Origin of the sequence: Plebeiibacterium marinum (assembly GCF_026013615.1) — a bacterium.
GTDB classification, from domain to species: domain Bacteria; phylum Bacteroidota; class Bacteroidia; order Bacteroidales; family Marinilabiliaceae; genus Saccharicrinis; species Saccharicrinis marinus_A.
This window is the reverse complement of record NZ_JAPDPI010000187.1, coordinates 1-300: the sequence shown is the minus strand read 5'-3', so window position 1 is coordinate 300 and position 300 is coordinate 1. Positions and strand designations below refer to the sequence as shown.

The 300-nt window shown below is 37.3% G+C and carries 1 tRNA gene and 1 rRNA gene; both read left to right on the top strand.

What is annotated here, in order from left to right:
- A 16S ribosomal RNA gene (locus tag OM074_RS21435) occupies nt 1–84 on the top strand; the annotation flags it as partial.
- A 133-nt stretch (nt 85–217) separates the two neighbouring features.
- Nucleotides 218–291, top strand: a tRNA-Ile gene (locus OM074_RS21430).
- Nucleotides 292–300: the final 9 nt, after the last annotated feature.

Sequence of the window (300 nt, the reverse complement as noted above, 5' to 3'; positions counted from 1 at the left end):
GAGCGGCCTAGGGTAAAACTGATAACTAGGGTTAAGTCGTAACAAGGTAGCCGTACCGGAAGGTGTGGCTGGAACACCTCCTTTCTGGAGAGAGTTTTAAGTAAGTTGAAAGTGAAAGGTTTAAAGTTGAAAGTATTTTTACTTTATAACTTTAAAAACTTTATAAACATTCAACTAAAAAAGAATCTTTACTTCCTTTTTTTTAGCATTTCAAAACAGTCCTGTAGCTCAGTTGGTTAGAGCACTACACTGATAATGTAGGGGTCCGCAGTTCAAATCTGCGCAGGACTACTTATTACT